Raw genomic sequence first — 12,438 nt, forward strand, 5'->3', positions numbered from 1 at the left:
CGCCTACTCCGCCGCCACCGCCTCCGGCGCCGCGGCTTTCACGCCCATCGGCCGCAGGTCCAGGTCCTGGAACAGGGCGCTGTCCTCGTCCTGGCCGGGCAGGGGGGTGGTCAGCAGCTTGCCGCCGACGAAGATCGAATTGGCCCCGGCCAGGAAGCACAGGGTCTGCAGCTCGCGGCTCATGGCGTCGCGGCCGGCCGACAGGCGGACCATCGACTTGGGGCAGACGATGCGGGCCACCGCGACCGTGCGCACGAACTCCAGCGAGTCGATCTGGCCTTCCTTCAGCACCTTGTCGCCCAGCGGCGTGCCGCTGACCGGCACCAGGCCGTTGATCGGCAGGCTGTCGGGATGGCTGGGCAGGGTCGCCAGCTGGCGCAGCAGGCCGGCGCGGTCGCGGCGGGTCTCGCCCATGCCGACGATGCCGCCGCAGCAGGTGCTCATGCCGGCGTCACGGACATAGGCCAGGGTGTCCAAACGTTCCTGGTAGGTGCGGGTGGTCACCACCTCGCCGTAATATTCCGGGCCGGTATCGAGGTTGTGATTATAATAGTCGAGGCCGGCGTCCTTCAGCTCCTTGGCTTGTTTCGGCGTCAGCATGCCCAGGGTGGCGCAGGTCTCCAGGCCCAGGGCCTTCACCCCGCCGATCATCGCCGCCAGCTTGGGCAGGTCGCGGTCCTTCAGCTCGCGCCAGGCCGCGCCCATGCAGAAGCGCTGGGCCCCGCCGTCGCGGGCTTCGCGAGCCTTGGCGATGACCACCTCGGCGTCCAGCAGCTTCTCGGCCTTCAGGCCGGTCTTGAAGTGGGCCGACTGGCTGCAATAGCCGCAGTTCTCGGCGCAGCCGCCGGTCTTGACCGACAGCAGCTGCGACAGCTGCACCTCGCTGGGGTCGAACCAGGCCCGGTGCACGGTGGCGGCCTGGAACACCAGTTCCATGAACGGCAGGTCGAACAGCGCTTCCACTTGCGAAAGCGTCCAGTCGTGGCGGGGCTCGGCGAGATTGGTCTGCATCATGGCGGGCAGGTTTGAACGCCGCAGCCGCGATTGGCAAGCGCGCGGCGCAGGCATCCGTCCTGCGATCCGGCCTCGGGCGGCTCAGGGGCGGAGCCAAAACCCTCTGCTCCGGCTATAGTCGGCGCATGGATCACGAAATCGAACTGAAGTTCCTGGTCGCCCCCGAAGCCGCGAGCGAGATCCTGGCCCGGTTGCCGGGCCAGGAGGCGGTCCGCCAGCTGAACGCCACCTATTTCGACACCGCCGACCACGCCCTGCGCCAGGCGGGCTTCGGCCTGCGGATCCGCGACGGCGAGGACGGCCGCAAGCAGACCCTGAAATCGGCCTCGTCCGGCGGCGTCTTCGCCCGCGGCGAATGGGAGAGCGCCGTGGCCGGGTCCGAGCCGGACCGCGCCCTGCTCGACAAGACCCCGGCCGCCAAGGTGATCGATGGCGGCGCCCTGGCCCCGGTGTTCGCCACCGACGTCCGCCGCGTCACCCGGCTGGTCGAACGCGACGGGGCGACCATCGAAGCGGCCCTCGACCAGGGCGAGCTGCGCGCCGACGCGAACCGGGCTCCGATCAGCGAGCTGGAGCTGGAACTGAAATCCGGTCCGCCGCGGGCGCTGTTCGACCTGGCCCGCGACCTGGCCGAACATGCGCCGCTGCGCCTGTCCCTGGTCAGCAAGGCCGAGCGGGGCTACGCCCTGGCCCTGGGCGAGGGCGACGACCGGCGGGGCGAGCCGGTCCTGGATCCGGCCGCGACCACCGGCGAGGCGCTGCAGGCCCTGGGCCGCGCCGCCCTGGGCCGGCTGTGCGCGGCCGCCGAGGCCCTGCGCGCTCGTCCGGGCCCCGAACGGGTGCACAAGCTGCGGGTGGCGGCGCGGCGGTTCCGGGCCCTGCTGTCGACCTTCAAGGCCCTGGCCGGCGACCCGGCCGCCCGCCAGGTCAAGGCCGAGCTGAAATGGCTGGCCGACGAACTGGGCACGGCGCGGAACCTGGACGTGTTCATCGCCGATGTCTGGCGGCCGGCCGCCGAGGGCCAGGGCGCGCCTGAGCCCGCCGGCGCGGAGCCCGACCCCGCCGCTCAGGATGAAGCCCTCGCCCTGGCGGCGTTCGGCAAGGCGCTGCTGGCGGCCCAGACGGAGGCCTACGCCAGGGCCGAGGCGGCGGTGGACAGCGCCCGCTTCCGCGCCCTGGCCATCGACGCCGCCGCCTGGCTGGAGGCGGGGCCCTGGACGACCGACCGGCGGCTCGCCAAGCGACGCGACAAGCCCGCCGCCGTCTTCGCCGCCAAGGCGCTGGACAAGCGCCGCCGCCGGATTCGCAAGGACGGCCGCGACCTGGCTGGGCTCAGTCCCGAAGACCGCCATCACCTGCGCATCCGCGGCAAGAAGCTGCGCTACGCCGTCGAGGACCTGGGCGGACTGTTCCCCGACCATCCCAAGCGCCTGGCCCGCTTCGTCGAGGCGACCAAGCACCTGCAGGACGCCCTGGGCCTGCTCAACGACCTGGCCGTGCGCGAGGCCCTGGCCCGCGACGTGGCGCTGGCCTGCGAGAATCCGCAAGCCGCCTTCGCCGCCGGCCGACTGACGGCGGGCGGTCCCGACCGCGAGGCCGAGCTGCTGGCCGACGCCCAGGGCGCCTATGTCACTTTCGCCGAGGCCAGGCGGTTCTGGTGATTTCTTTGGGGGGCTGGACCATGCCTAAGCTTCAAGTGATCGGCCTTGTCGCGCTCGGCGTGATGGCGGCAGGCGCCACCCGCGCCGCGCCGGCGGAACTCGTTCAGAGTTTCAAGGACTGGGCGGTGGTCTGCGACAACCTGCGGACCTGTCAGGTCGCCGGCTTCGCGTCCGAGGACAGCGAGTTACCAGCAGTGTTGCGCCTGAGCCGTACCGGCCAAGCGAGCGCGCCGGCCAGGATTGAGATCGACCTGGGGGGCGAGGCTAGTATCGAGAGCAAGTCCCTGACCCTCGCCATCGACGGGCGGGCCGTCATGACGACCCGAGCGGCGGCGTCGGACAATGGCTACGGCCTTGTCACCGTGCTCGCCGGCGCCCAGGTGGGACCGCTGCTGGGCGCCGCACGCAACGGGACGCTTCTGTCGATCCGGGCCGGCGACAAGGACCTGGGCCAGGTGTCGCTGGCCGGCATGGTTGCGGCCCTGCGCTATGTGGATGACCAGCAAAAGCGGGGCGGCACTTTGACCGCCATGATCGCCAAGGGCCCGGACCCGGCCGCCAGCGTTCCCGCGCCGCCGGTTCTGCCCGTCCTCCACGCCGCCCCGGCAATTGCCCAGACCGGGCTGCCGCCCAAGCCGCCGGCGGTGGTCCAGGCCCTGGCGGGATGCGAAGTCGAGCCGGGCTCGGAAGGTAAGCCGGAGGCCTTCCGCCTATCGGCCGACAAGGTGCTCTGGCAGATTCCGTGCGGCGGTGGTGCTTATAATTTCAGTTCCGTGTTCATCGTCGTCGATAAGACTGGCCGGGCCGGCGTGGCTCCGCTGGAGGGCGTCGATGACGGCCTGGCCACCAATGCCGACTATGATCCCAAGACCCGCGTCCTGGACGCTTACGACAAGGGGCGCGGAATCGGCGACTGCGGCAATTCCAGCAAATGGGTGTGGACTGGCGACACCTTCGAACTCTCTGAGTCGAGAGTCATGCCGGTCTGTCGCGGCTACGGCGGCGACTGGCCGGTCATCTTCCGCGCCAAGGTCCAGTAGTTCGGCCGGCATATAAAGAAATCCTTATGCCTTAATTGCGAGAAGGGTCGCGGCGCGCTATAGACCGCGCAAGACATCCCCCCGACCCGCAGGAGCCGACCGTGGCCGACTATATCGTCAAGGACATCTCGCTCGCCGATTACGGCCGCAAGGAAATCGCCATCGCCGAGACCGAAATGCCCGGTCTGATGGCCACCCGCGCCGAATACGGCCCGGGCCAGGTGCTGAAGGGCGCCCGCATCGCCGGCAGCCTGCACATGACCATCCAGACCGCCGTGCTGATCGAGACCCTGACCGCCCTGGGCGCCGAGGTCCGCTGGGCGTCGTGCAACATCTTCTCGACCCAGGACCACGCCGCCGCCGCCATCGCCGCCTCGGGCGTGCCGGTGTTCGCCTTCAAGGGCGAGAACCTGATCGAGTATTGGGAATACGCCCACAAGATCTTCGAATGGCATGACGGCGGCTATCCGAACCTGATCCTCGACGACGGCGGCGACGCCACCCTGCTCTGCGTGCTGGGCCCCAAGGCCGAGAAGGATCCCACGATCCTGAACAATCCGCAGAACGAGGAAGAAGAAGCCCTCTACACGGTGATGAAGCGCTATCTGGCCGAGAAGCCGGGCTTCTACACCGCCATCCGCGACGCCATCGGCGGCGTGTCGGAAGAAACCACGACGGGCGTTCACCGCCTGTACCAGATGGCCGCCAAGGGCGAGCTGCCGTTCCCGGCCATCAACGTCAATGACAGCGTCACCAAGTCGAAGTTCGACAACCTGTACGGCTGCCGGGAATCGCTGGTCGACGCCATCCGCCGCGGCACCGACGTGATGCTGTCGGGCAAGGTGGCGGTGGTCTGCGGCTATGGCGACGTCGGCAAGGGCTCGGCCGCCAGCCTGCGCCAGGGCGGCGCCCGGGTGATCGTCACCGAGATCGACCCGATCTGCGCCCTGCAGGCGGCGATGGAAGGCTACGAGGTCCAGACCCTGCAGGACGTCGCCGACAAGGCCGACATCTTCGTCACCGCCACCGGCAACAAGGACGTCATCACCGTCGACGACATGCGGCGGATGAAGAACAACGCCATCGTCTGCAACATCGGCCACTTCGATTCCGAGATCCAGATCGCCGGCCTGCGCAACTTCAAGTGGGACGAGATCAAGCCGCAGGTCCACCACGTCGAGTTCCCGGACGGCAAGAAGATCATCGTGCTGTCGGAAGGCCGCCTGGTGAACCTGGGCAACGCCACCGGCCACCCCTCGTTCGTGATGTCGGCCTCGTTCACCAACCAGACCCTGGCCCAGATCGAGCTGTGGACCAACAAGACGGCCTACAAGAACGACGTCTACACCCTGCCCAAGCACCTCGACGAAAAGGTCGCCTTCCTCCACCTGGAGAAGCTGGGCGCCAAGCTGTCGACCCTGCGCAAGGACCAGGCCGACTATATCGGCGTGCCGGAAAAGGGCCCGTTCAAGCCGGACCACTACCGCTACTAGGCTTCGCTTCCAGGCGAACCGGGAGGCCCGTCGCGGAAAGCGGCGGGCCTTTTTCTTGGGCGTTGCAGCGACATCCGCATCACGGAGCCGCCAAGGTTGCGCTTGGCCTGTTCAAGGCCGCAAGGCTCGGCTAAGCCGCTAACCATGCCGCTCGCCCTGCTCATTTCCAGCCATGTCGCCGGCGGCCAGGTCGGGGCCTCGGCCCAGGCCGCCGCCCTGGCGCAGTTCGGCGTCGATGCGATGGTGGTGCCGACCGTGCTCTACGGCCGCCATCCCGGCTGGGGACCGCCCGGCGGGGCGGCGACCCCGGTCGAGGTGATCGAGGGCATGCTCGAGGGGATCGCGGCCAACGGCCTGCTGGGCCTGACAGACCTGATGATCACCGGCTATTTCGCCAGCGCCGCCCAGGTGCGGGCCGCCGCCCGGGCCATCGACGCCGTGCGGGCCGCGCGCGCCGACGCCAAGAGGCCGACAGTGATCGTCGACCCGACCCTGGGCGACGACGGCAAGGGCCTCTATGTGCCGGCCGAGGTCGCCGAGGCGGTCGCCGCCGAGCTGGTCCCGCGCGCCGACCTGGTGGCCTGCAACGCCTGGGAGCTGCAGCGCCTGACCGGAGCCGAGGCCGGCGAGCCCCAGGCCGCGGTCCGCGCCGCCCGCCTTCTGGACCGGCCGGTCCTGGTGTCGTCGGTGCGGCGCGGCGACGAGATCGGCGTCGTCCATGCCGACCGCGACGAGGCCTGGCTGGCCGTCCACCCCAAGGCCGCCGGCGCGCCCAACGGCACGGGCGACCTGCTGACCGCCCTCTACGCCGCCGCCATGATCGAGGGCCAGCCCCTGGCCTACGGCCTGGCCCGGGCGGTGGGCGGCGTCGTCGAGACGGTGATCGCGGCCAATGTCTGGAACGCCCCCGAACTGCCGATCGTGGCCATGGGCGCGCGGATCAAGCAGACCTCGCCGGGCGTGACCGTCGAGCGCTTGGGCTAGGGCGTTCGGCGGCTGAGTTGGCGCGAACTCAAATATCCGCTCATCCCGGCGAATGCCGGGACCCAGATGGAATGGCTTTGGGGCTGACGCCAAGAGCGCGGAGCCCCTCCAATCACCCTCAACACCATAGGATCTGGGTCCCGGCATTCGCCGGGATGAGCGGAAGTGTGGGTCAATATTGGTGGCGAATGCCTCAGGTCTTCAGCGGGTCGCGGGCGTTGGGGTCGCCATAGGTCAGCGACACGAAGACGTCCTCCAGGTCCGGGTCCTCGGTGGCGATGTCGCGGATCTTCAGGCCCTCGGCGCGGACCGCCGCCAGCACCTGCTCGACGCTGGACTGGCCGGTGCGGTAGGAGACCGAGAACGCTCCGCCGCCGCGCAGCCTGGTCTCGAAGCCCGGCAGCAGCGGCGGGGCGCCGACCGGCTCCTCGGGCGTCACCACCACGTTGCGGACGTCCATGCGGCCCAGCAAGGTGGCGGTCGGCTCGCAGACCACGACCTCGCCGCGGTTGACGATGGCGATCTGGTCGCACAGCTCCTGGGCCTCTTCCAGGTAGTGGGTGGTCAGGACGATGGTCACCCCCAGCTGGTTGAGGCCGGTCACATATTGCCACAGCTGGCGGCGCAGCTCGACGTCGACCCCGGCGGTCGGCTCGTCGAGGATCAGCACCGGCGGGTGGTGGACCATGGCCTTGGCCACCATCAGCCGCCGCTTCATGCCGCCCGACAGCTGGCGGACATAGGCGTTGGCTTTGTCGCCCAGGCCCAGGGCGTTGAGCAGGGCGTCGGTGCGGCGCTCGTTCTTGGGCACGCCGTAGAAGCCGGCCTGCACCTCCAGCGACTCGCGGGGGGTGAAGAAGACGTCGGCGGCCAGTTCCTGGGGCACCACGCCGATGGCGGCCCGGGCGTCGCGGGGCCGCTCGTCGATGTCGCGGCCCCAGATCCGCACCGTGCCCGAGGTCTTGCGGGTCAGGCCGGCCAGGATGTTGATGAAGGTCGACTTGCCCGCCCCGTTGGGTCCGAGCAGGCCGAAGATCGAGCCGCGCGGCACCTTCAGGTCGATGCCGTTGAGCGCCCGCTTCTCGGGGGCGGTCTTGCTGGCGGGATAGGTCTTGAACAGGCCTTCGGCTTCGATCGCGTAGGCGGGCAGGTCCATGGAGCGTCCAGACAGGTCCCGCAGGGGACGATAAGAAAAGCCAATACCGCGCTGCGAATTGACGGCGGCGCGACAGGTCGCATAGGTATGCCTGCATCGCCGCCACGCCAAGGCCGCGTCTGGAATTCAAAGGTTTTCGAACATGGCGCGCAAGGCCAAGACCGTGTCCACCGCCCCGACCGCCATGGAGCCCCTCGTCGCCGAGGTCGGCGCCGGTCCCGCGCCCGAGACCGTCATGGTCCGCTCGCACCGCATCGCCTGCGACGGCGTCGGCGGGGCCCTGGGCCATCCGCGCGTCTGGCTGGAGATGGGCGCGGCCGGCTTCGTCGACTGCCCCTATTGCGACCGCCGCTTCGTGGCCGCCACCGCCGCCGGCCATGACGAGGACGAGCAACTGGCCCCGGGGGTCTACGAGGGCTCGGGCGGGCACTAGCCATGCCCGACTCCCTGTCGCCGCTGCGCGCCGAAAGCCCCGCTAAGGCCTGGGAGGCGGCCGAATGGCCGCGCGAGGCCCCGGTGCTGCGGGCCATCGCCATGCCGTCCGACACCAATCCCGAGGGCGACATCTTCGGCGGCTGGCTGCTGTCGCAGATGGACCTGGCGGCGGCCTCGATCGCCTTCCACCGGGCCGCCGGCCGCTGCGCCACCATCGCCGTCGACGGCATGACCTTCCTCAGCCCGGTGTTCGTCGGCGACGAGGTCAGCCTGTTCGCCAAGGTCGTCCATGTCGGCCGCACCTCGCTGAAGGTCGAGGTCGAGGCCTGGCGCCGCCGCCGCGACGGCGAGCAGGCCCACAAGGTCACCCAAGGGGTGTTCACCTTCGTGGCCATCGGCGACGACCGCAAGCCACGGCCCCTGCCGTAGGTCCGAGACCGGCGGCGGCTCCGGTCCGCCCGACGGCCTTGTCAGTCCGGCCACAGGTCCTGGATGTCGCCCTTGCGGTTGAGCATGTGGGTCGCCCGCTTGATCAGGGTCAGCAGGCGCTCGCGGCGAGCGTCGCTGTCATAGGTCAGGGTGCTGCGGGCCAGGCCCTCGAGCATGAAGCGGGCCAGGTCGCGGCTGGCCTGGAAGCGCGGACCGGCCCCGGCGTGCAGGATCTTCAGGAAATGGTCGCCGGCCTGGGCGCGGTCGAATTCGGCCTGAGCCGGGGCCAGCAGGGCCTGGACGGCCGGGTCGGTGCGGCCGGCCGCCTCCAGCTCGGCGAAGGCCAGGAACGGCACGGTGTGCAGCAGGTCCCAATAGCTGTCGATGGCGTGCTCGGTGACGTCGGCCCCCGGCGGCAGGTCGTCGGCGGCGGCGCGGAACAGGGCCGAGCGCGCGGCCTGGATATGGGCCACGGCGGCCTCGACCAGGGCCTCGCGCGTCGGGAAGTGGTAGAGCATCGCCCCGCGGGTCAGGCCGGCGGCGTCGGCGATCACCGGATTGGTCGCCGCGTGGTAGCCCATCTCGGCGATCAGCCGCATGGCGCAGTCGAGAATCCTCGCCCTCGTCTTCAGCGACTTGGGCGTATCCTTGGCGAGGCGGGCGGCGTCCATGGCCCTGATCTAGTCCGAGCGATGTTGCGCCGCAACAGCGCAGGCCGGCGATCGCCAAGCCATGCCGCACAACGGCCGCCGATGGTGAAATTTCGGGCGTCGCCGCGGCGAGTCGCCGCGTTGGCGTTTCACGAAAGCGACATGCAATCAGCTTAATCGCCGGACCACACGCCGCCGACCGGGCTGCGGCTGGTCCGGGGGGACCGGCTCCTGAACACCGAGCCGAACTGCTTGAGGGGCAAGCACATGGTCACCGACATCGAGATCCGCCGCTATCGCTCGATCTTCATCAGCGACGTCCACCTGGGCACGCGCGGCTGCCAGGCCGAGCTGTTGCTGGACTTCATCCGCCACGTCGAGTGCGACAAGCTCTACCTGGTCGGCGACATCGTCGACGGCTGGAAGCTGCGCAGCGGCTGGTACTGGCCCCAGAGCCACAACGACGTGGTCCAGAAGATCCTGCGCCTGGCCCGCAAGGGGGTGGAGGTGATCTACGTCCCCGGCAATCACGACGACCGCATCCGCGACTTCTGCGGCACCCATTTCGGCGGGGTGGTGGTGGCCCGCGACGCGATCCACGAGGCGGCCGACGGCAAGCGCTATCTGGTGGTTCACGGCGACGAGTTCGACGGGGTGGTGCAGCACGCCAAGTGGCTCGCCTTCCTGGGCGATTGGTCCTATAGGACCATCCTGATGCTGAACACCTTGCTCAATCGCGCGCGTCGCAAGCTGGGGTTCGGCTACTGGAGTCTGTCGGCCTATCTGAAGGTCAAGGTGAAGAACGCGCTGCAGTTCATCGAGAATTTCGAAGCCGCGGTCGCCGACGAAGCCCGTCGGCGCGGCGTCGACGGCGTGATCTGCGGCCACATCCACAAGGCCGAGATGCGCGATATCGGCGGCATCCTCTATGTCAATGACGGCGACTGGGTCGAAAGCTGCACCGCCCTGGTGGAACATATGGACGGACGGCTCGAAATCCTGGAATGGTCCAAGCTGAGGTCCTGGTCGGTGATCGATCGGGCCCGGGCGCTCGCCGTCGAGCCCCCGATACCGGAGCCTGCCGCCGCCTGATGCGGATACTACTCGCCACCGACGCATGGGAACCGCAGGTCAATGGCGTGGTTCGGACCCTCACCAAGGTGATGGCCGAGCTGCGAGCCATGGGGCACGAGATCGACGTGGTCAGCCCCGACCAGTTCCCGACCTTCCCGCTGCCGACCTATCCGGAGATCAAGCTGGCCATCGGCGCCTATGAGCCGGTGATGGAGCGCTTCAAGTCGTTCGAGCCGGAGGCGATCCACATCGCCACCGAGGGCCCGATCGGCCTGGCCGCCCGCCGCATCTGCCTGGAATGGAAGCTGCCGTTCACGACCAGCTACCACACCCGGTTCCCCGAATACGTCTCGGCCCGGCTGCCGCTGCCGCTGTCGGCCGGCTACACCTACATGCGCTGGTTCCACAAGCCGTCGGGCCGGCTGATGGTCGCCACCCCGACCATGCGCGACGAGCTGATCCGTCACGGCTTCCGCAACATCTCGCCCTGGACCCGCGGCGTCGACACCGAGGTGTTCCGGCCCCGGGCCGAGGGCGAGCCCGACATGTTCGAGGGCCTGGCCCGGCCGATCTTCCTCAATGTCGGCCGCGTGGCGGTCGAGAAGAACATCGAGGCCTTCGCCAGCCTCGACCTGCCCGGCACCAAGGTCATCGTCGGCGACGGCCCGCTGCGCGAGGAGCTGGCCGAGAAATATCCCGACGTGGTGTTCGCCGGCGCCAAGTTCGGCGAAGAGCTGGGCCGCTATTTCGCCTGCGCCGACGTCTTCTGCTTTCCGTCCCTGACCGACACCTTCGGCCTGGTGATCCTCGAGGCCATGGCCGCCGGGGTGCCGGTGGCGGCGTTCTCGGCCCCGGGGCCGATCGACATCATCCCCGGCTCCGGTGCCGGCGTGCTGGCCCCAGGCCAGACCGACGGCCTGGCCGAGGCCTGCATGGCGTGCCTGGACATCGACCATGGCGGAGTTCGCAAATTCGCCGAGGGCTTCTCGTGGCGGGCCTGCGCCGAAGAGTTCTACAAGAACCTGCAGCCCTATCCCGAGCCGGAAAAGACCCGCTTCTGGCGGCGGCTGCGGCGGCTGGCGCGGCTGCGGCGTCGGCCGGCGGCTTAGGAGCAGTGGGCCGAATTCCTCGTCCTTCGACAGGCTCAGGATGAGGAATTCTACCGAACCGCCCTTTAAATAGCCCTCATCCTGAGCCTGTCGAAGGACGAAGGCGATGCCGCCACGCTGGACGCCTAAGGTCCACCGTGCGCCCGATCGGCGCCAACAGCGGTCCCGCTTACAGCCCCAAACCCGCCACGGCCTTTTCCGTCAAGGCCGCCCGGGCCGCATCGCTGATCGGCACCAGCTTGCGGGCGTCGAGGTCGAAGGTGACGGCGATGGCTTCCGAGGTCGCCCAGGGGCGGCCGGTGGTCGGGTCGAGCATCCAGTGGGCGACGCGCAGGGTCCGGCTGTCGGCCCCGACCAGGCCCGACCGCAGTTCGACCCGGTCGCCGGCCCGCGGCCAGGCCAGCTGGGCGAGGCGGTATTCCAGCACCACCCCGCCGATCCGCGCCGGCTTGGGGTCTGCGAGGGCGGCGACGGTGTCGCGGAACGGGGCGATGAAGGCGTTGACCCCGTCCGAGACCCGGCCGATGAACTGTTCGCCCCGCATCCGTCCGAACACGTCGCAATCGGTCGGCGTCAGGGCTCCCAGGCCGATCCGCGTCAGGCCCAGCTGGTCGGCCCGGGCCAGGCTGGCGGTGGGCGTGAACGGCGACAGGTCGAGGCTGCGGGCCTTCGCCAGGTCCGGAACCTCGACCTTCAGCGCCTCGGCCCGCTGGTGGACCACCCCGGGCCAGGGGAAGGCCTCGCCCTCGCGCGGGGTGACGTGGGCGACGGTGGTCTGGAAGGTCGCCGCCACCTGGCCGGTGGCGGTGTGGACCAGCAGCTGCAGCAGCCGCGCCTCGGTCTCGGAGATCGCGATGACCCCGCCCAGCATGTGCAGGGCCGCGCCGGCGTGGGCCTCGCGCAGGAAGCGGATGTGCTGCTCGCGCACCACCAGGGTGGCGTTGGCGTAGGGCGAGAAGGCGTGCGGCAGGCCCAGCTCCGCCGCCAGCCCGGCCAGGCCCTCCATGGCCCGCGAGACATAGAAGCGCACGTTCATGTGCCCCATCTCGTCGCAGTCCCAGGTGTTGACCCCGCCGCGCCAGATCTCGACGCCCGGCAGATCCTCAGCGGTCGTCATGGCGCGGCTTTTCCTTCAGCAAGAATGGCGCGCCAGATCTCGACGCCCGGCAGATTCTCGGCGGTCGTCATGGTTATGTGTCCAGCGGTGATTGAAAGTGTTCGGACCCTAGCGGCGTTCGCTCGCCATCCGCAATCTTCCCCTACCCACCGTCATTCCCGCCCTTGTGGCACGGCTGTCCGGTTCACGCTGTCATCAAGTCGAGAGAGAGTTGTCGTGGGTCGTGGGCTGGAGTTGGCGGGGGCTTGAGGAGCTGATCGAGAGGTCTGCGATGCA

12 protein-coding genes are annotated in these 12,438 nt (G+C 69.5%); 8 read left to right on the forward strand and 4 right to left on the reverse strand.

Annotation, left to right across the window (positions count from 1 at the left end; translation table 11 throughout):
• Positions 1-3: 3 nt before the first annotated feature.
• Positions 4-1,011, reverse strand: coding sequence for a biotin synthase BioB (gene bioB, locus ACIPQB_RS17570; protein WP_446486560.1), 1,008 nt, complete (start codon positions 1,009-1,011; stop codon positions 4-6).
• Between the two features lie 128 nt (positions 1,012-1,139).
• On the opposite strand from bioB, the gene ACIPQB_RS17575 reads away from it, so the two are divergent.
• The 4 genes from ACIPQB_RS17575 to ACIPQB_RS17590 all read left to right on the forward strand — a co-directional run bounded on the left by ACIPQB_RS17575 (position 1,140) and on the right by ACIPQB_RS17590 (position 6,192).
• Positions 1,140-2,675 (forward strand): CYTH and CHAD domain-containing protein, encoded by a 1,536-nt coding sequence (locus ACIPQB_RS17575; RefSeq protein WP_446486546.1) that lies wholly within the window; start codon positions 1,140-1,142, stop codon positions 2,673-2,675.
• A gap of 35 nt (positions 2,676-2,710) precedes the next feature.
• Positions 2,711-3,715, forward strand: coding sequence for a DUF1176 domain-containing protein (locus ACIPQB_RS17580; protein WP_446486547.1), 1,005 nt, complete (start codon positions 2,711-2,713; stop codon positions 3,713-3,715).
• Positions 3,716-3,816: 101 nt separating this feature from the next.
• Entirely contained in the window at positions 3,817-5,208 is a 1,392-nt protein-coding gene (ahcY, locus tag ACIPQB_RS17585; RefSeq protein ID WP_446486548.1) for an adenosylhomocysteinase, read from the forward strand.
• 144 nt (positions 5,209-5,352) lie between these two features.
• On the forward strand, positions 5,353-6,192 hold the full coding sequence (locus tag ACIPQB_RS17590) for a bifunctional hydroxymethylpyrimidine kinase/phosphomethylpyrimidine kinase (RefSeq protein ID WP_446486549.1): 840 nt from the start codon (positions 5,353-5,355) through the stop codon (positions 6,190-6,192).
• A 193-nt stretch (positions 6,193-6,385) separates the two neighbouring features.
• Here the strand turns inward: ACIPQB_RS17590 and ACIPQB_RS17595 are convergent, their stop codons facing one another.
• Positions 6,386-7,348: an ABC transporter ATP-binding protein gene (locus tag ACIPQB_RS17595; protein ID WP_446486550.1), complete on the reverse strand. Its 963-nt coding sequence runs from the start codon at positions 7,346-7,348 to the stop codon at positions 6,386-6,388.
• Between the two features lie 142 nt (positions 7,349-7,490).
• Here ACIPQB_RS17595 and ACIPQB_RS17600 point away from each other — a divergent pair, with 142 nt between their 5' ends.
• A complete protein-coding gene (locus tag ACIPQB_RS17600; RefSeq protein WP_446486551.1) occupies positions 7,491-7,781 on the forward strand; it encodes a zinc-finger domain-containing protein in 291 nt (96 codons plus the stop codon).
• Positions 7,782-7,783: 2 nt separating this feature from the next.
• Positions 7,784-8,212, forward strand: coding sequence for an acyl-CoA thioesterase (locus tag ACIPQB_RS17605; protein ID WP_446486552.1), 429 nt, complete (start codon positions 7,784-7,786; stop codon positions 8,210-8,212).
• Positions 8,213-8,253: 41 nt separating this feature from the next.
• Here ACIPQB_RS17605 and ACIPQB_RS17610 read toward each other — a convergent pair whose 3' ends face one another.
• Entirely contained in the window at positions 8,254-8,883 is a 630-nt protein-coding gene (locus ACIPQB_RS17610) for a TetR/AcrR family transcriptional regulator (RefSeq protein WP_446486553.1), read from the reverse strand.
• A 246-nt stretch (positions 8,884-9,129) separates the two neighbouring features.
• Between ACIPQB_RS17610 and ACIPQB_RS17615 the strand changes: the two genes are divergently transcribed.
• The gene (locus ACIPQB_RS17615) at positions 9,130-9,954 is read left to right on the forward strand and encodes a UDP-2,3-diacylglucosamine diphosphatase (RefSeq protein WP_446486554.1); all 825 of its coding nucleotides are present in this window, start codon (positions 9,130-9,132) and stop codon (positions 9,952-9,954) included.
• On the forward strand, positions 9,954-11,045 hold the full coding sequence (locus tag ACIPQB_RS17620) for a glycosyltransferase family 4 protein (protein WP_446486555.1): 1,092 nt from the start codon (positions 9,954-9,956) through the stop codon (positions 11,043-11,045). The genes ACIPQB_RS17615 and ACIPQB_RS17620 overlap by 1 nt, the downstream gene beginning before the upstream one ends.
• A 169-nt stretch (positions 11,046-11,214) precedes the next feature.
• Here ACIPQB_RS17620 and ACIPQB_RS17625 read toward each other — a convergent pair whose 3' ends face one another.
• Complete coding sequence (locus tag ACIPQB_RS17625; RefSeq protein WP_446486556.1) at positions 11,215-12,162, reverse strand: thioesterase family protein; 948 nt, start codon at positions 12,160-12,162, stop codon at positions 11,215-11,217.
• Positions 12,163-12,438: the final 276 nt, after the last annotated feature.

This window comes from Caulobacter sp. LARHSG274 (assembly GCF_052871235.1).

Coding starts and splice junctions, on each gene's coding strand:
- ACIPQB_RS17595 (WP_446486550.1), bottom strand. CDS start 7,348: ATGGACCTGCCCGCCTACGCGATCGAAGCCGAAGGCCTGTTCAAGACC.
- ACIPQB_RS17625 (WP_446486556.1), bottom strand. CDS start 12,162: ATGACGACCGCTGAGGATCTGCCGGGCGTCGAGATCTGGCGCGGCGGG.
- ACIPQB_RS17590 (WP_446486549.1), top strand. CDS start 5,353: ATGCCGCTCGCCCTGCTCATTTCCAGCCATGTCGCCGGCGGCCAGGTC.
- ACIPQB_RS17615 (WP_446486554.1), top strand. CDS start 9,130: ATGGTCACCGACATCGAGATCCGCCGCTATCGCTCGATCTTCATCAGC.
- ACIPQB_RS17610 (WP_446486553.1), bottom strand. CDS start 8,883: ATGGACGCCGCCCGCCTCGCCAAGGATACGCCCAAGTCGCTGAAGACG.
- ACIPQB_RS17620 (WP_446486555.1), top strand. CDS start 9,954: ATGCGGATACTACTCGCCACCGACGCATGGGAACCGCAGGTCAATGGC.
- ACIPQB_RS17600 (WP_446486551.1), top strand. CDS start 7,491: ATGGCGCGCAAGGCCAAGACCGTGTCCACCGCCCCGACCGCCATGGAG.
- bioB (WP_446486560.1), bottom strand. CDS start 1,011: ATGCAGACCAATCTCGCCGAGCCCCGCCACGACTGGACGCTTTCGCAA.
- ACIPQB_RS17575 (WP_446486546.1), top strand. CDS start 1,140: ATGGATCACGAAATCGAACTGAAGTTCCTGGTCGCCCCCGAAGCCGCG.
- ACIPQB_RS17605 (WP_446486552.1), top strand. CDS start 7,784: ATGCCCGACTCCCTGTCGCCGCTGCGCGCCGAAAGCCCCGCTAAGGCC.